This window comes from Nocardiopsis lambiniae (genome assembly GCF_031845465.1).
In the GTDB taxonomy this organism is placed as follows: Bacteria; Actinomycetota; Actinomycetes; order Streptosporangiales; family Streptosporangiaceae; genus Nocardiopsis; species Nocardiopsis lambiniae.
In genome coordinates this window covers 36,621-52,377 of sequence record NZ_JAVREP010000029.1, presented here as the reverse complement: position 1 = coordinate 52,377, position 15,757 = coordinate 36,621, and the positions used below count along the sequence as shown (strand labels likewise).

Below are 15,757 nucleotides of genomic sequence, written 5' to 3'. Positions count from 1 at the left end.
ACCCACACCCACACCGCCGACCGCGTCCTGCTCCTGCACCGCGGACGCGTCGCCGAGAGCGGCACCCACCACCAGCTCCTGGTCCGCGGCGGCGCCTACGCCCGCCTGTACGCCCTGCGCGGCACCCACCGCCCCTGACGCCCCGGGCCCAGAACGCCCTAGGATGAGGACCGTGCCGCCCATCGTCAAGGAACTCACCGTCGGACAGGTGTCCCAACGCTCCGGCGTCGCCGTCTCCGCCCTGCACTTCTACGAACGCCAGGGGCTCATCCACAGCCGCCGCACCGCCGGCAACCAACGCCGCTACCGCCGCGACACCCTGCGCCGCGTCTCCTTCATCCGCGTCTCCCAACGCGTGGGCATCCCCCTGGCCCGCATCCGCCAGGCCCTGGACCGGCTCCCCGACAACCGCACCCCCAACCGCGCCGACTGGGCACTGGTCTCCGAACAGTGGCGCGACGAACTCGACGCCCGCATCGCCCAACTCGTCCGCCTGCGCGACGACCTCACCGGCTGTATCGGCTGCGGGTGCCTGTCCCTGGAATCGTGCGTGCTGTTCAACCCCGACGACGCCCTGGCCGCCGACGGCTCCGGACCGCGTCGCCTGCTCATCGCCGACGACCCCGAGAACCACGAGGGGGCCCGGGCCGAGACCGCCTGAGAGCACACGAAAGGGCACCCCGCCCGGGGTGCCCCCTACCGGTGCCGGCCGACTCAGCGCGGCGCCGCGGCCTCATCACGCCCGCGCCGGGCCAGTTCGTCGGCGCGCTCGTTGCCCTCGTCTCCGCTGTGCCCGCGTACCCACCGCCACTCCACGTCGTGCCCTGCGGCCACCTCGTCCAGCCGCTGCCACAGGTCCACGTTCTTGACCGGCTTCTTGTCCGCGGTGCGCCATCCGCGCCGCTTCCACCCCGCCACCCACGACGTGATCCCGTTGCGCACATAGGACGAATCGGTGTAGACCACCACCGGCACCGGCTTGGTCAGGCTCTCCAACGCCCGAATGGCCGCCATGAGCTCCATCCGGTTGTTGGTGGTCTGCCCCTCACCGCCGTAGATCTCCTTCTCGTGCCCGCCGTAGCGCAGCCACACCCCCCACCCCCCGGGGCCGGGGTTCCCGCTGCACGCCCCGTCGGTGTACACGATCACTTTGCGTTCCCCGTCGTTCATGCCGGGCAATCTACCGCCCCGCACGGTAACAAAAAGACCACACACCTTCCCAAAGGTGCCACTTTCAGGGCCAAAACACCCAGTGGAGCCCCACCGGACCCCCTCCCGGCCCCGAGAACCCGCCAAAGGCACCCCCGCGCACCCCCACCCGGGTCCACGCCACCCACCACCATCGAATCGAACACACGAACGAAAGAGGCCCGACATGCGGATCCACGCCCTCACCCTCGACTGCACCGACCCCCTCGCCCAGGCCCGCTTCTGGTCCGCCGCCCTCCACGCACCCCTGGCCCCCGACAGCGACGACGACGAGGCCTACATCCCCGCCCACGGCACCACCCCCGCCCTCCTCTTCGTCCGCGTCCCCGAGACCAAGACCGCCAAGAACCGCCTCCACCTCGACCTCCAGGCCCCGCCCCACTCCACCCGCGACACCGAGATCACCCGCCTGCGAACCCTGGGCGCCCGCCTCCTGGCCGACCGCCGCCACCCCGACGGCACCGGCTGGGCCGTCCTGGCCGACCCCGAGGACAACGAGTTCTGCGTCGGCTGACCCCGCACGAGAAAAGGGGCGGGGGGCCCTCAGGCCCCCCGCCCCCATGACCTCACGGACTAACCGGCGAACTCCCGCTCCAGCTCGGCCGCCCGCTCCTCACGACGCGCGAACACGTCGTGGGACATCTCGTCCATCTTCTTCAACACCCGCTTGCGCTCACGCGCCGACAACCGATCGATGTACAACCGACCCAACGTGTGATCGGTCTCGTGCTGAAGACACCGCGCGAAATACCCGCTCCCCCTCAACACGACCTCCCCACCGTCCCGGTCCACACCCCGCACCGTCGCATGCTCGGCCCGCCCCAACTCCGCGTGCGGACCCGGAACCGACAGACACCCCTCGCCCTCCACCACCACGACGTCCTCGGGGTCCCGCTCGTCCAGCACCGGATTGATCACATGCCCCACATGACGCACACCGTCGTCGTCCGGGCAGTCATAGACGAACAGGCGCAGATCCACACCCACCTGATTCGCGGCCAACCCCACACCCTCGGCCGCGTACATCGTCACGAACATGTCGTCGATCAGCCGATGCAGCTCCTCGCCGCCCAACATCTCCGCCGGCACGTCCCGATTACGACGGTGCAGCACGTCCTCACCCGTCACCGTGACCCGCCGCACCGACCCCCGCGCCGCCTCCGGCGCCAACTCCGGGAAGTCCGCCACCTCACGACCCTGAACGACGGCGGCCACCTGCGACTGATCCGGCATGTCCCACTCTCACAAAGCGATCAACGGCGGCGAACACCGCCGCACCACCCCGCAAAATAGCACGGAACACCAGGTAACCGACCACACACCGTCAACGGAACCAGGCGTTGCCCTGCAACAGACACCGCGCCAGATAGTCCCGCAGCGACACCACCACCAACCGACGACGATCCGTCTCATGATCCCACACCACGACCCCCGGACCATAGTCGGTGTGCACGTAGGCGAACTGCGGCCCCATGTCCGAATCACCGAAGAAGATCATCTCATCGAACGGCGCGTACAACTCCAGATAATCCGGCTCCTCCCGCATCGCCAGATTGTCCTCCACCAGCCGGGCAGCACTCCACACCACCGCATCCCCGTACTCGTTGACCACACCATCGGTCTCCCGCAGCAATGACGCCAACTCGAACGGCAACGGCAGCGTCAAACGCTTCTCGACCTCGGCCAAGGTCGCCTCATCGGCCGGATCACGCAGATCGGCCTCCGGATACAACTCCAGGATCAGTTCACGCCACACACTCCCGATCATCACAGGTCATGCCAACCCACGGGAAATCGCCGGCGGCGAGTTGCGCCAAAAACCCACACCCACCGAGCCCACAAACCCCCAAACCACCCCAGTCCCGACACCTCCGCACACCCGCCCGCAGGGGAGCCACCACCACCGACCACCCCGCCACCCACCCGCCACAATGAAAGAGACCACCACCCGCCACCGGAAGAGGCAGCGAACACCATGGCCACCGCACCCCACCACCGCGCAGGCCCCCTCACCACCTTCGCCCACCTCTTCCTCCTCCTCTCCCAGAACATCGCCGCCCTCCTCCTCCTCCCCCTCGTCATCGCCTCCGCCGTCCTCACCCTCATCTGGGTCGGCCTCCCCTTCGTCATCCTCACCGGACACCTCCTACGCACCCTCGCCGAAAGCCAACGCCGCACCATCGGCCACCTCCACCACCAACCCCCCATCCCCTCCGGCTACCGCCCCCTCCCCACCACCGGCATCAACCGCCGCGCCAGCACGATCATCACCGACCCCGCCACCTGGAAAGACCTCCTCTGGCTCATCACCGGCACCGTCAACATCCTCATCATCACCACCCCCGCCACCCTCCTCACCCACGGCACCTACCAGACCCTCCACGCCCTCGGCCTCCCCCCCGGCGACAACGGCCTCTACGGCACCAACATCCCCCACAACCTCACCGAACAACTCCTCCTCCTCATCCCCGCCACCCTCCTCACCACCCTCGGCATCACCCTCCTCAACCCTGCGATCCGCCTCTACACCGCCTTCAACCGACTCCTCCTCCAACCCTCCGAAAAAGCCCGACTCACCGCCCGCGTCGCCCACCTCGCCACCAGCCGCGCCAACACCATCGACACCCAGGCCTCCGAGATCCGACGCATCGAACGCGACCTCCACGACGGCGCCCAAGCCCGCCTCGTCGCCCTCGGCATGCACCTCGGCATGGCCGAACAGATCGTCGAACACGACCCCGCCACCGCCCGCACCATGCTCACCGAAGCACGCGAGACCACCCGCACCGCACTCATCGAACTCCGCGACCTCGTCCGCGGCATCCACCCACCCGTCCTCGTCGAACGCGGACTCCACGGCGCCGTCCACGCCCTCGCCCTCACCCACCACCTCCCCATCACCGTCACCATCGACCTCCCCGGCCGCCCCGCCGACCCCGTCGAATCCGCCGCCTACTTCGCCATCGCCGAACTCCTCACCAACACCGCCAAACACGCCGACGCCACCCACGCATGGGTCCACGTCAACCACGGCCGCGACCGCCTCGTCATCACCGCCACCGACAACGGCCACGGCGGCGCCGACGCCGCACCCGGCAGCGGCCTCTCCGGCATCCGCCGCCGCATCGACGCCTTCGATGGCACGATGAACATCACCAGCCCCCCGGGCGGACCCACCATCGTGACCCTGGAGATCCCATGCGCGTTGTCATCGCCGAAGACCTCGCCCTCCTCCGAGAAGGACTGATCAAACTTCTCCAATCCCACGACTTCACCGTCGTCGCCGCCGTCGACAACGGACCCGACCTCCACAAAGCCCTCACCGAACACCGACCCGACGTCGCCGTCGTCGACGTCCGCCTCCCCCCCACCTTCACCGACGAAGGACTCCAGGCCGCCATCGCCGCCCGCGCCCAGATACCCGGCCTGCCCATCCTCGTCCTGTCCCAGCACGTCGAACAGCTCTACGCCCGCGAACTCCTCTCCGACGACACCGGAGGCGTCGGCTACCTCCTCAAGGACCGCGTCTTCGACATCGGCCAATTCATCGAAGCCGTCCGCCGCGTCGCCGCCGGCGGCACCGCCATGGACCCCGCCGTCATCTCCCAGCTCCTCGCCCGCCAGAACAACCAGGGCCCCCTCGGACAACTCACCCCCCGCGAACGCGAAGTCCTCTCCGAAATGGCCGAAGGCCGCTCCAACTCCGCCATCGCCGGACGCCTCTACATCACCGAGAAAGCCGTCAGCAAACACATCAACAACATCTTCACCAAACTCGACCTCCCCCCCTCCTCCGACGACAGCCGCCGCGTCCTGGCCGTCCTCGCCTACCTCGACGGACAATGACGAAAGGGCCCCGGGACACCACGCCCCAGGGCCCTCCCCCACGAACTACTGATCCCGCCGCACCCGGTACAACCCGTCGATCTCCTCCGAGAAAGCCCGCAACACCGCGTCACTGCGCAACTCACCCGACGGATGCACCAACCCCGACTGCACCGTGAACTCCTCCGCCAACACATGGAACGACCGCACCGCCAAATGCCGCGGCACACTCCGATTGGCCTCGTACACCAACCCCTGCACCTCCCGCAGAAGATCCCGATCCCCCGCGATCTCCTCCGGCGCCATCGACAACGGCCGCCCGTTCACCAACCGCCAGTACTCCAACTGATCCCGCACCAACGTGATCAACGCACTCGCGAACGGCCGCCCCTCCACGATCACCAACACCTGACTGATCAACGGATGCGACCGCAACCGCGCCTCGAACCCCGCCACCAACTCCGCGTCCGAACGCACCTCCGGCTCCACCAACGCCGGCAACGCCTCCGTCACCGCCACATCCGCCTCGGCCACCACCTCCACCTCCGGCTCCGGGTCCGGCGCCGCCTCCACCGCGGCCACCGCCCCACCACGCCCCCCCACCGAGAACCGCCCCGGCACCTCCACCACCGACGCCTGCGGCCGCACCCGACCACGCACCGACACGAACCCGTCACCGTCCACCGACGCCGCCACCCCCGTGGCCAACCACCCCTCACGGAACGCCGACGACGTCGCCTCCCCATCCCCCCAATAACCCGAGAACACCGCACCACCCCGCACATGGGCCTCACCCTCACGCGAGACCCACACCTCACGCCCCTCCAACGCACGCCCCACCGAACCCGGCACCCGAGCCCCCACCGCGTTCGCCGCGAACACCCCCGCCGTCTCCGCCGTACCGAACACCTGCATCACCGGAACCCCCACACCCCCGTAGAAGGAGTCCAAACGATCCGACAACCCCCCACCCCAACACACCACCAAACGCACACGATCACCCAACACCTCGCGCACCTTCGCGAACTGCCAGTCGTACATCGACCGCGACAACCGCTGCCAAGCACCCTTCTTCGGCGACCGATCGAACTGCACCGCCGCCTCCACCGCCGAATTGAACGTCCCCAACGAGTCCCACCCCGTCGACCGAGCGCTCCCCCGCTCCCCCTCGAAGACCTCCTCCAACAACGAACTCCCGCACACCAACACCGACGGACGCACCACCCGCACCCGCTCCAAGAACCGACCCGAGCCCCCCAACCCCAACCGGACCCGACCCACCACACACGCCACCAACGACGCCAGACCCTGGAACTGCGACAACGACACATCCGCCAACGCCGACGCCTGACCCGAACCCGACCCCGCCACCTGCGGACCCAACCGATCCACCAGATCCGCCGCCGCGGACAACAACGCACCGTGCGACAACGCCACACCGCGCATCCACCGCGACGCCGTGCTCATCGGATACAGCACCACCGCCGCGTCCTCCGGAGCCGTCGCATCCCGACGGAACCGCACCGACGAGGCGTCCATGTACGCCCCCAACGACACGATCTCCCCCGACCCCGCCTCACAACGCCACACACGGCCCAGATCCGGCAACTCACGCTGCAACGCCGTCACCACCCGCAGCGCCCGCTCACCCTCCACCACGGCCGCGGCGGGACGCGTCTGACGCACCGCGTGCACCACACGCTCCGGCGAAGCCGACACCGGCAACGGCACCAACACCGCCCGCACCGACCACACCGCGAACGCCATCCGCACCCAGTCCAGGCGATCCGAGCACACCAACAACACCCGATCGCCCTCACCCACACCGGCGGCCACCAACCCCTTGGCCACCGCCGTCACATCCGTGGCGAACGCCCCCGCGCTCACCCGCGCCCACCGATCGCCCCGGCCACCCTCCTCCGGAACCGAGAACAACTCCGCATGCGCGTCGTCGGTCGCCATCTCGTAGACCAGGTCGCTCAACCCGGACAACCCCCGGGCCCACCCACCGGGACCGACACTCGCCTCGCCCATGACCACAGACCACTCATCCTCAAAGCCGCGTCGAAAAGCACGGACCACACTGGCCCGTACAGGAAAGACATCCCGCACCAAGGGGGGAGATAGTTCCCCTACAATGCCCAACCTCACCACCACACGGCAACATGGAGAGAACTACGAACAAAGGCCCCATGACCCCCCTCTACATGGGGTCATGGGGCCTTTCCGTGCCCGCGACCATCACACCCGAACACGCACCGCCGACCGCACCGTCCACACGTACGACACCATCGCCAACACCGCCGCGCCCAACATCACCGTCGCCATGCTCACCAACGACGCCTCACCCGACGGGGTCAACCCCGCCAACGCCGCCACACCACCACCCAACGCGAACTGCAACGCACCCATCAACGCCGACGCCGTACCCGCCACCGCCGCAGGCTGACCGTCCAACGCCGTCACCGTCGCGTTCGGCATGATGAACCCCGTGCTGAACATCATCAGCGCCAACAGACCCACCACCAACCACAACGAAGCCGCACCCACGACCGCCGACACCAACAACGCCGACACCGCACCCAACCCCAGGAGCAGACCCAACCCCAACCGCCGCAGCGTCTCCATCCGACCCACCAGGAACCCGTTCACCTGCGTACCCGCCAACATCCCCAACGAGTTCACCGCGAACAACCACGCGTACGTCTGCGCCGACACACCCAGCTCATGCTGGGCCACGAACGAGAACGCCGAAACGTACGTGAACAACATCCCGAAACTCAGACCCAACGTCAGCACCGGCCCCAGGAACCGCGACTGCCGCGCCAGGACCGCCACCGTCGACGCCAACACCCGCGGCCCCTGCGCACGACGCTCACCCACCGGCAACGACTCCGGCAGCCAGAACAGCACCAGCACGAAACTCACCGCCGACATCACCGCCAGCACCCAGAAACTCAACTGCCACGGACCCACCAGCAGCAACTGCGCACCCGCCAACGGGGCCAACAACGGCGCCAACATCATCACCAGGGCCAACCGCGAGAAGAACCGCACCGCGTCATCGCCCTTGAACAGGTCCCGCACCACCGCCCGCGAGATCACCGCACCCGCGGCACCCGCCATGCCCTGCACGAACCGCAACGCCACGAACAACGTCACGTCCGGCACGAACACGCACAACACCGACGTCACCGTGAACACCGCACCGCCCACCAGCAGCGGAACCCGCCGCCCCCAGGCGTCGCTCATCGGACCGATCACCAGCTGACCGACCGCCAACCCCAACATGATCGAGGTCAACGTCAACTGGATCTGCGCCTCGGAGGCCGACAGATCCTCCGCGATCTGCGGGAACGCCGGCAGGTACATGTCGGTCGCCAACGGACCGACCGCCGCCAGCACACCCAGCACCAGGACCAACAACACCACCGACCGCCGCGCGCGGGGCGCCGCCGCGTTCTCGACGAGCACCGGCCGGGAAGCCGTGTCGGGGGAGTTCGGGGATAGCACAGGACACTCCAAATCTCGACGGGGTCGAGCCAGAAGGAACGGGACACGGAAAAGGGCCCCGGCGCGTGGGAGCGCGCCCGGAGGGACCACTCCATACCAACACCGAGACCCGTGGAATATCTCCTCGATTAACCCCGAAAGGCCTGTGACATCCGTTACTGCACGACCCGCTACCTTACGAGCCGGTCCAGCAACCGCTCCAGCTCGGCCTCCGGATCCTCCGTCAACCCCCCGTGGATCGGCCCCGGCTGCACGATCGTGCTCCTCGGCGCCGTCAACCACCGGAACCGCCGCCCCGGCCGCTCACGACCGGCCGCACCCGCCGACGCACCGCCCCGGCACAACGCCTCCACCGCGGCCAACGCCCGACGCACCCCGTCCACGTCCACCCCGGGGTCCAACGCGGACAACCGGGCCTCGTCCAGCTCCGCCCGGGCCCCCAGGAACGCCCGCTCCTGGCAGTACACGATCACCCCGGCGTTGACGCACTCACCGCGCTCCACCCGCGGGATCACCCGCAACAGCGCGTACTCGAACACCGCCCGGTCGCGCTCCTCACCGACCCGACCCGTCGTCACCGCGTCGCTGTACCTGCGCACGCCGCCGCTCATCGACCCACCTCCGGCAACCACGAACGATCGGTCGCACGGGCCGCCAGGTGGCGCACATAGGCCTCCCGGACCTCATCGGGCGAGGCGAACCCGGGCTCCTCCGCCAACCACACGTCGGGCACCAGACCCACCACGTCGCGCAGCAGCCCCTCGGTGACCAGCGGCGCGAACGCCGCGTCGGCGGCGGCCAGATCGGGCGCGGACGACGACAGCACGTGATCGGAGGCGTCGTAGGCCCGCCCGACGAACCGGTCGGCGTTGGCCCACGAGTGGTGGAAGATCAACGTGGCCCCGTGGTCGATCAGGTACGGCGCACCGTGCCAGACCACCATGTTCGGGTTGCGCCAGGACCGGTCCACGTTGCCGGTCAGCGCGTCGAACCACAGCACCCGTCCGGCGAGGTCGGAGTCCACCTCGAAGGCGAGCGGATCGAACCCGAGCGACCCCGGCAGGAAGTCCATCCCGAGGTTGAGCCCACCGCTGGCCTTGAGCAGCTCCTGCACCTCCTGGTCGGGTTCGCCCCGCGCGATGACCGCGTCGAACTCCACCAGGGCCAGCTCGGGAACGGGCAGCCCGAGCGCGCGTCCCAGTTCGCCGGTGATGATCTCGGCGATCAGGGTCTTGCGCCCCTGCCCGGCTCCGATGAACTTCACGACGTACATGCCGAGGTCGTCGGTCTCGACGAGCCCCGGTAGCGAACCGCCCTCGCGCAGCGGCAGGACGTACCGCGTGCCCGTCACTTCTCTCAGCGCCTTCAACACGTCGACCAGCCTAGGACCTCGCCGACCCTTCCCATCACCGGCGGAGTCCGCTCCCGGGCCCGCTACGGGACGCTGAACACGTTCCAGCCCCGAACGGGGATCGGCCACGACACGCCGACACCCCTCCGGGGCGGAACCATGGGAGGGGTGTGCGGCGTAGCCGCACTCGATCTCTTTTCAGGGGCTTTTCATAGAAAAGACCCGCTGCCTTTACGACGTAGATTTAAAGACGATCACGGATGCCTCCGAAACGGGCGAGCACGCGCGCCTCCCGTCAGAGGTTGTCCTGGGGATCCTCGCCCCAGCCCTCGCCGCCCTCGCCCTCCCCCGGGGACGGGAACACCGGGACGGCGGGCTCCTCCCCCTCTCCGTCCTCCTCCGGTTCGGCGCTCGGGTCCTCCCCCGGTCCCGAGGACGGCCCCTCCTCCGGCACCGGCTGCCCCGGCGCCGGCATCTCCGGCTGCGGGAACTGCAACATGAACCAGTACAGCAGCGCCACCAGCGCCAGGATCAGCAGCAGGACCGCGCCCAGTCCGCCGATGAGCCACCAGTTGCCGCGCCCCTCCTCCACCGCGCTGTCACGCCGCCCCGACCAGGGTTCCCACGGCACCGCCGTGCCCGCACGGCTCCCCGCCCAGTGCGGCATCACCGTCGGCCCCCGGCCGGCGGTCCGCCCGGGGGTGCCGGCCTCGGTCAGGAACTCAGCGGCGTCCGGCCCCTCTCCGGCGACCGCCACCCACAGCACCGAACGGCCCTTCGTGCGCGCCGACAACACACGGGGGTCGGCGCGCACCGCGTCCGCGAACCGCTCCCTGGCCCGGGGGTCGGCCACCGCGCCCGCGTCGAGCACGGCCACCTCCACCCGCCCGCCCTCGCGATCGCGGCCCGCGTAGACCACGCCCAGCGCGGACTCGTGCACCCGGCCCTCCAGCCGGAAGGCACCGAGCTGGCGCGGGTCCCCCGCGTTCAGACCCATCAGGGGAGCCGTCACGCTCCCACCCCCTTCATCGCCCCGCGTCCGCTCCGTCCCCTTCGGCGCGTTGTGCACCGGACCGATGGTCCCGGAGCGGGTAGTCTCGCCCACAGGTGAGTGATCCACAACCTATCCGGCGTCCCGGCGGGGCGGCGGGCCTGGAAGGCGGAACATGGCACAGTCCTCACCCGGCAACGGCGCCTCCCCCCCGGGGACCGAGAGCGCCCCGGGCGAGCCCACCCGACTGCTGCGCGCCGCGCTGCACGAGGTGTCCACGGTCATCGTCGGGCAGGAGCGCATGGTCGAGCGCTCCCTGATCGCGCTGGTCGCCAAGGGCCACTGCCTCATCGAGGGCGTACCCGGCATCGCCAAGACGCTGGCGGTGTCCACCCTGGCCAAGGTCACCGGTGGCTCGTTCGCCCGCGTCCAGTTCACCCCCGACCTGGTCCCCTCCGACATCGTCGGCACCCGCATCTACCATCCCTCCACCGAGAAGTTCGACGTGGAGCTGGGCCCGGTGTTCGCCAACTTCGTGCTGGCCGACGAGATCAACCGCGCACCCGCCAAGGTGCAGTCGGCCCTGTTGGAGGTCATGGCCGAACGGCAGGTCTCCCTGGGCGGGACCACCTACCCCCTCCCTTCCCCGTTCATCGTCATCGCCACACAGAACCCGGTGGAGTCCGAGGGCGTCTACCCGCTGCCCGAGGCCCAGCGCGACCGCTTCCTGATGAAGGTGGAGGTCGGGCACCCCAAGGCGCACGAGGAGATGGAGATCCTGCGCCGGATGTCCGCCACTCCGCCCACCGCCCACCAGATCCTGGACCCGGTCACCCTGGGCGAGTTGCAGACCGACGCCGAACAGGTGCACGTCCACCAGCTCATCGCCGACTACGTGGTGCGCCTGGTCATGGCCACTCGCGAGCCGGAGGCCCACCAGATGCCCGACCTGCGGGGCGTGCTGGAGGTCGGCGCCAGTCCGCGCGCCACCCTGGGTCTGGTGGCGGCCGCACGCGCGCTGGCCCTGCTGCGCGGGCGCGACTACGTGCTGCCCGACGATGTGCGGGTGCTGGCCCGCGACGTCATCGCGCACCGGTTGGTGCTCAGCTTCGACGCCCTGGCCGACGGGGTCACCGCCGCGCAGGTGGTCGACCGCATCCTGGCGACGGTGCCGGCGCCCCGGGTGATCTGGGACGAGCCGCCCAGCGGGGAGACCGCCTCCTTCGCGCCCCAGAGGTGATGGGACCGTGACCACCCCCGTTCTGGGCTCCGATCCGCGTATCCGCGCCGCGCTGCGCCGGTTGGACCTGCGCGTCGTGCACCGGTTGGACGGTCTGCTGCACGGCGAGCACCTGGGCCTGCGGCTGGGTCCGGGCTCGGAGGCCGCCGAGGCCCGGCTGTACCAGCCGGGCGAGGACGATGTACGGCGCATGGACTGGGCGGTGACCGCCCGGACCGACACCCCGCACGTGCGCGACCTGGTCGCCGACCGTGAGTTGGAGAGCTGGACCTTGCTGGACCTGTCGGCGAGCATGGACTTCGGGACCGGGCTGCGGCTCAAACGCGAGGTGGCCGTGGGCGCCATGGTCGCCGCGAACCTGCTCACCCAACGGGTGGGCGACCGGTTCGGCGCGCACTTCCTGCACCGGGGGGTGATCCGCCGTTGGCCGGCCCGGTCGGGCAACGAGGCCCTGCTGTCGTTGTTGGCGACGGTGGCCGCGGCCCCCACCGGGGACGATCCGGACCCCGCGCCGCACCGGGCGGGGCTGGCCGACGCGATCGACGACCTGGGGCGCACCCGGCGCCGACGCGGTCTGCGGGTGATCGTCTCCGACTTCCTGGACACCCCGGCCTTCGACGGCGAGGTGCCCTGGGAGCGGCCGATGCGACAGGTGTCCTCTCGGCACCAGGTGCTGGTGGTGGAGGTGATCGACCCCCGGGAACTGGATCTTCCCGAGGTGGGCGACGTCACGTTGCGCGACCCGGTGAGCGGGATGGTGCGCGACGTGCGGTTGACCCGTTCGGTGCGCGAGCGTTACCGGGCGGCGGCCCGGGCCCAGCGGGAGCGGGTGCGCGACGCGCTGCGCGGATGCGGGGTGCACCACCTGGTGCTACGGACCGACCGCGATTGGGTACTGGACATCGCACGGTTCGTGATCCATCAGAGACGTACCGCGCATCGGCTTTCCCGGCACACGCCGGGGGTGGCGCGGTGACGGCGGGTCGTGGCTGGAGACGGGGGAACGGGCGATGACCTTCCTGGAACCGGAGCGGCTGTGGTGGCTGCTCCTGCTCGTGCCGCTGCTGGGCGCGTACGTGTTCGCGCAGACGCAGCGGCGCGAGTACACGGTGCGGTTCACCAACCTGTCCCTGTTGGACCAGGTGGTCCCGCACCGGCCGGACGTGCGCAGACACGTGCCCACGGCGTTGTTCACCCTGACGTTGGGGGTGTTGATCGCCTCGATGGCGCTTCCGGCGATGCCGGTGGAGCAGCCGCGCGAGCGTGCCACGATCATCGTCGCGGTCGACGTGTCGTTGTCCATGGCGGCCACCGACATCGAGCCGGACCGGTTGCGGGCGGCCAAGGAGTCGGCGCAGGGGTTCGTGGGGACGTTGCCGGACCGGTTCAACGTGGGCCTGGTGGCGTTCTCGGCGCAGGCGACGGTGGTCTCCTCGCCCACCCATGACCATCAGGCGGTGATCGGGTCGATCGAGAACCTCCAGCTGGGTCCGGGGACGGCGATCGGCGAGGGTGTGTTCGCCTCGCTCGACGCGATCCGCGGGTTCGACGAGGAGTCACAGGACGATCCGCCTCCGTCGGCGATCGTGCTGCTCTCGGACGGGGAGAACACCAGCGGCCGGGAGATCGCCCAGGCCTCGGCGGCGGCCCGGCAGGAGGGCGTGCCGGTGTCCACGATCGCGTTCGGTACCGGGGCGGCGATGATCGAGATCGACGGCTACCAGGTCCCGGCGGACATCGACAAGGAGGCGTTGCAGGAGTTGGCCCAGGTGACCGAGGGTCACTTCTACGAGGCCGAGAGCGAGACCGAGCTGGACGACGTCTACGAGGACATCGGGTCGTCGTTGGGGACCGAAACGGTTCACGAGGAGATCGTCACACGGTTCGTGCTGATCGCCATCCTGTTGGCGCTGGCGACGGCGGCGACCTCGTTGCTGTGGTTCCAGCGCCTTCCGTAGGCTCGTGACGTGCGGCGGATGGGGACGAACTACGCTGTTCGTGTCCTGGGTCACATCCCTTTGGGTGGGGCTTGCCCCTTTCCCGTCATCCGCACGGGTTAGCGTTGGCATGTTTTGTCATGCTCACCCAGTTGAGGAACGATGCCGAACATGCCCGCCACTCCGACCGCCATCTGCTTCGATCTGGACGACACCCTGATCGACGACGTCGCCGCGTCCTCGGCCGGGCTGCGCGCGCTCATGGAGCGGCTCGGTCACCCGGACTTCGGCGCCGCCCGAATGCTGTGGGACGTACAGACCGAGATCTCCTTCGGCGCCTACCTGCGCGGCGACCTGAGCCTGGAACAGCAGCGCCGCGACCGCGTGCGGGCCCTGGCCGTCCAGGCCGGCCACTCCGGCATCGCCGACCCGCACTGCGACGAGCTCTACCGCCTGTACCTGGACGCCCACCGCAGCGGTTGGCAGGTCTTCCCCGACACGATCCCCGCCCTCAACGCCCTGGCCTCGGCCGGGTACCGCCTGGCCGTCCTGACCAACGGCATCGAGGCCCTCCAGCACGCCAAGCTCCAGGCCCTGGAACTGACCCCCTACTTCCACACCGTGGTCTGCGCCGACACCGCGGGCGCCGGCAAGCCCGACCCCCGTATCTTCCACATCGCCGCCCAGCGCCTGGGCGTGAACACCACCGACTGCTGGCACGTGGGCGACCAGATCCAGGCCGACGGCGTGGGCGCGGTGGCCTCGCGCATGCGTCCGGTGCTCATCGACCGCCACCACGGCCGCCGCTACCCGGGCGTCACCACCGTCCACAACCTGGACGAACTGCTGCGTCTGGTCGGTCTGCCCTCCCTCGCCGCGGGGTCCCTGTGACGCCGGTCCCCGAGCCGCTCCCCCGCCGGGTCACCGTGCACCTGGTCACCGGTGGACCGGCCGGGCCGCGACTGTTCGGTGCCCGGGTGCTCTTCGGACAGGACCCGGCCGACGTCGCCCGCCGGTTGGGCGGCCTGTCCGAGGAGGCGCCGCTGATCGCCCTGGACGTGATCACCGAGATCGCCTCGACCCCCGGCCGCGTCCCGACCCCGCTGCACGTGGACCGCGTGGTCTTCGCGACCCCCGAAGCGGTCGACGCCTGGCCGGCCGTCCTGCCGCCGCACGGCATGGAACCGATGCTCGCCGAGCTGGTCGCGGAGGAGCCCGCCCCGGCCGTGGACCGACCCCGGCTGCGCCGTATGGCCTCCTACGGGATCGTCACCGACCCGACGGGCCGCATCATGCTCAGCCTCATCGCCGACGGTTTCCCGGGCGCCGGCACCTGGCACCTGCCCGGCGGCGGTGTCGACCCCGGCGAGGACGTGCGCTCGGCACTGCGCCGCGAGGTCTGGGAGGAGACCGGTCAGCAGGGCGTGGTGGGCCGGCTGATCACCGTCTCCAGCCACCACCGCGTGCCGCTCACCGGACACGAGGTGTACGCGGTGTGGGTGTTCTCCCACGTGCACGTGGCCCACCCGGGCCCGGCCCGGGTGCTGGAGGAGAACGGGTCGACCGCCGACTGCGCCTGGTTCACCCCCGACCAACTGGGGGGAGTGCGCCTGTCCGCCACGACCCGACGCGGACTGGAACACCTGGTCGGCCCGGCCTGACACGTCACGCCGCGAGGGCCCCGTCGGGCG

General features: G+C 69.9%; 17 protein-coding genes. 9 read left to right on the top strand and 8 right to left on the bottom strand.

Features of this window, described 5'->3' with window-relative positions; all coding sequences use genetic code 11:
* The first annotated feature begins 172 nt into the window (after window positions 1-172).
* Window positions 173-661, top strand: coding sequence for a redox-sensitive transcriptional activator SoxR (gene soxR / locus RM479_RS26015; RefSeq protein WP_274810448.1), 489 nt, complete (start codon window positions 173-175; stop codon window positions 659-661).
* 53 nt (window positions 662-714) lie between these two features.
* Here soxR and rnhA read toward each other — a convergent pair whose 3' ends face one another.
* Window positions 715-1,170, bottom strand: coding sequence for a ribonuclease HI (gene rnhA, locus RM479_RS26010; RefSeq protein WP_311514325.1), 456 nt, complete (start codon window positions 1,168-1,170; stop codon window positions 715-717).
* A 205-nt stretch (window positions 1,171-1,375) separates the two neighbouring features.
* Between rnhA and RM479_RS26005 the strand changes: the two genes are divergently transcribed.
* Window positions 1,376-1,723 carry a VOC family protein gene (locus tag RM479_RS26005; RefSeq protein WP_311514324.1) on the top strand — a complete coding sequence of 116 codons (348 nt, stop codon included), beginning with the start codon at window positions 1,376-1,378 and terminating at the stop codon, window positions 1,721-1,723.
* Window positions 1,724-1,782: 59 nt separating this feature from the next.
* On the opposite strand, the gene def is transcribed toward RM479_RS26005, so the two are convergent.
* Both def and RM479_RS25995 read right to left on the bottom strand, forming a co-directional pair.
* On the bottom strand, window positions 1,783-2,442 hold the full coding sequence (gene def / locus RM479_RS26000; protein ID WP_311514323.1) for a peptide deformylase: 660 nt from the start codon (window positions 2,440-2,442) through the stop codon (window positions 1,783-1,785).
* A gap of 91 nt (window positions 2,443-2,533) precedes the next feature.
* Window positions 2,534-2,977, bottom strand: a complete 444-nt coding sequence (locus RM479_RS25995) for an SMI1/KNR4 family protein (RefSeq protein WP_274810452.1) — start codon at window positions 2,975-2,977, stop codon at window positions 2,534-2,536.
* Window positions 2,978-3,184: 207 nt separating this feature from the next.
* On the opposite strand from RM479_RS25995, the gene RM479_RS25990 reads away from it, so the two are divergent.
* Together RM479_RS25990 and RM479_RS25985 are read left to right on the top strand one after the other, a co-directional pair.
* Window positions 3,185-4,456, top strand: coding sequence for a sensor histidine kinase (locus tag RM479_RS25990; protein ID WP_311514322.1), 1,272 nt, complete (start codon window positions 3,185-3,187; stop codon window positions 4,454-4,456).
* On the top strand, window positions 4,408-5,055 hold the full coding sequence (locus tag RM479_RS25985) for a response regulator transcription factor (protein WP_311514321.1): 648 nt from the start codon (window positions 4,408-4,410) through the stop codon (window positions 5,053-5,055). Before RM479_RS25990 ends, RM479_RS25985 begins: the two co-directional genes overlap by 49 nt.
* 45 nt (window positions 5,056-5,100) lie before the next feature.
* On the opposite strand, the gene RM479_RS25980 is transcribed toward RM479_RS25985, so the two are convergent.
* From RM479_RS25980 to RM479_RS25960, 5 genes are all read right to left on the bottom strand, one after another.
* Window positions 5,101-7,068: an AMP-binding protein gene (locus tag RM479_RS25980; RefSeq protein ID WP_311514320.1), complete on the bottom strand. Its 1,968-nt coding sequence runs from the start codon at window positions 7,066-7,068 to the stop codon at window positions 5,101-5,103.
* Between the two features lie 207 nt (window positions 7,069-7,275).
* On the bottom strand, window positions 7,276-8,547 hold the full coding sequence (locus RM479_RS25975; RefSeq protein WP_397223191.1) for a multidrug effflux MFS transporter: 1,272 nt from the start codon (window positions 8,545-8,547) through the stop codon (window positions 7,276-7,278).
* Window positions 8,548-8,717: 170 nt separating this feature from the next.
* Window positions 8,718-9,158, bottom strand: a complete 441-nt coding sequence (locus RM479_RS25970) for a DUF3037 domain-containing protein (protein ID WP_274810456.1) — start codon at window positions 9,156-9,158, stop codon at window positions 8,718-8,720.
* Complete coding sequence (locus RM479_RS25965; protein WP_311514326.1) at window positions 9,155-9,820, bottom strand: HipA family kinase; 666 nt, start codon at window positions 9,818-9,820, stop codon at window positions 9,155-9,157. The genes RM479_RS25970 and RM479_RS25965 overlap by 4 nt, the downstream gene beginning before the upstream one ends.
* Before the next feature lie 373 nt (window positions 9,821-10,193).
* Complete coding sequence (locus tag RM479_RS25960; RefSeq protein WP_311514319.1) at window positions 10,194-10,910, bottom strand: hypothetical protein; 717 nt, start codon at window positions 10,908-10,910, stop codon at window positions 10,194-10,196.
* 154 nt (window positions 10,911-11,064) lie between these two features.
* Here RM479_RS25960 and RM479_RS25955 point away from each other — a divergent pair, with 154 nt between their 5' ends.
* From RM479_RS25955 to RM479_RS25935, 5 genes are all read left to right on the top strand, one after another.
* Entirely contained in the window at window positions 11,065-12,129 is a 1,065-nt protein-coding gene (locus tag RM479_RS25955) for an AAA family ATPase (RefSeq protein WP_311514318.1), read from the top strand.
* A 7-nt stretch (window positions 12,130-12,136) separates the two neighbouring features.
* The gene (locus RM479_RS25950) at window positions 12,137-13,105 is read left to right on the top strand and encodes a DUF58 domain-containing protein (protein WP_311514317.1); all 969 of its coding nucleotides are present in this window, start codon (window positions 12,137-12,139) and stop codon (window positions 13,103-13,105) included.
* A 34-nt stretch (window positions 13,106-13,139) separates the two neighbouring features.
* Window positions 13,140-14,087 carry a VWA domain-containing protein gene (locus RM479_RS25945; protein WP_311514316.1) on the top strand — a complete coding sequence of 316 codons (948 nt, stop codon included), beginning with the start codon at window positions 13,140-13,142 and terminating at the stop codon, window positions 14,085-14,087.
* A gap of 141 nt (window positions 14,088-14,228) precedes the next feature.
* Window positions 14,229-14,957 (top strand): HAD family hydrolase, encoded by a 729-nt coding sequence (locus tag RM479_RS25940; protein WP_311514315.1) that lies wholly within the window; start codon window positions 14,229-14,231, stop codon window positions 14,955-14,957.
* Window positions 14,954-15,727: an NUDIX hydrolase gene (locus tag RM479_RS25935; protein ID WP_311514314.1), complete on the top strand. Its 774-nt coding sequence runs from the start codon at window positions 14,954-14,956 to the stop codon at window positions 15,725-15,727. The genes RM479_RS25940 and RM479_RS25935 overlap by 4 nt, the downstream gene beginning before the upstream one ends.
* Window positions 15,728-15,757 lie beyond the last annotated feature (30 nt).

Coding starts and splice junctions, on each gene's coding strand:
- RM479_RS25965 (WP_311514326.1), bottom strand. CDS start 9,820: ATGTACGTCGTGAAGTTCATCGGAGCCGGGCAGGGGCGCAAGACCCTG.
- RM479_RS25990 (WP_311514322.1), top strand. CDS start 3,185: ATGGCCACCGCACCCCACCACCGCGCAGGCCCCCTCACCACCTTCGCC.
- RM479_RS25970 (WP_274810456.1), bottom strand. CDS start 9,158: ATGAGCGGCGGCGTGCGCAGGTACAGCGACGCGGTGACGACGGGTCGG.
- RM479_RS25985 (WP_311514321.1), top strand. CDS start 4,408: ATGCGCGTTGTCATCGCCGAAGACCTCGCCCTCCTCCGAGAAGGACTG.
- RM479_RS25945 (WP_311514316.1), top strand. CDS start 13,140: ATGACCTTCCTGGAACCGGAGCGGCTGTGGTGGCTGCTCCTGCTCGTG.
- RM479_RS25940 (WP_311514315.1), top strand. CDS start 14,229: ATGCCGAACATGCCCGCCACTCCGACCGCCATCTGCTTCGATCTGGAC.
- RM479_RS25980 (WP_311514320.1), bottom strand. CDS start 7,068: ATGGGCGAGGCGAGTGTCGGTCCCGGTGGGTGGGCCCGGGGGTTGTCC.
- rnhA (WP_311514325.1), bottom strand. CDS start 1,170: ATGAACGACGGGGAACGCAAAGTGATCGTGTACACCGACGGGGCGTGC.
- RM479_RS26005 (WP_311514324.1), top strand. CDS start 1,376: ATGCGGATCCACGCCCTCACCCTCGACTGCACCGACCCCCTCGCCCAG.
- RM479_RS25995 (WP_274810452.1), bottom strand. CDS start 2,977: ATGATCGGGAGTGTGTGGCGTGAACTGATCCTGGAGTTGTATCCGGAG.
- RM479_RS25955 (WP_311514318.1), top strand. CDS start 11,065: ATGGCACAGTCCTCACCCGGCAACGGCGCCTCCCCCCCGGGGACCGAG.
- def (WP_311514323.1), bottom strand. CDS start 2,442: ATGCCGGATCAGTCGCAGGTGGCCGCCGTCGTTCAGGGTCGTGAGGTG.